This window comes from Paenibacillus sp. 05T425 (assembly GCF_056396205.1).
The window spans coordinates 1-452 of the sequence record NZ_JBFTLA010000097.1 but is presented as its reverse complement, the minus strand read 5'-3'; the positions used below and the strand labels follow the sequence as shown (position 1 = coordinate 452).

Here is a 452-nt window from a genome sequence, read left to right as displayed (position 1 = left end):
CCTGTTCCTGCAGTTGGGAGAGCATCGTTGCGGCCAGATCGTGGTAACCGGTCTGCCCGGATCTGACCTTGATGATCGATTCGCCCAGGTCTGGCGAAGATTGCCAGAGCACCTTGTCTTGCGCATCGAGCCACTGCACGGTGCGGTTCTTGGGCCATTTGCGATGACCCGTCAGCAGTTTCAGTTGAGTCTGCACATCGGCCTGACCATACACCTGCKGGTCACGGCTACTTATTCGCTCGATGAAAGTTTTAACCTCCTGGTCAGCGGTAAAACGCTTGATGGTTGCCACCAGCAACGCCGGCGGCCGCTCATGCTCGACATGTAGTTTGCGCAATACCGCGTCGTCAACACCGCTGACGATCCGGATCTGCTCCAGGGTTTGATCGGAAAACGAATCGACGCGATGTCCCAGGCGTCGCATCAGGGTGACGCCCTGCCAGGTCTGAGGG

At 58.1% G+C, this 452-nt stretch carries 1 protein-coding gene; it reads right to left on the bottom strand.

The annotated features are described in order from the left end of the window. A partial coding sequence (locus AC1DF0_RS32250) for a hypothetical protein (RefSeq protein WP_477577654.1) occupies nt 1–452 on the bottom strand: 452 nt, incomplete at both ends.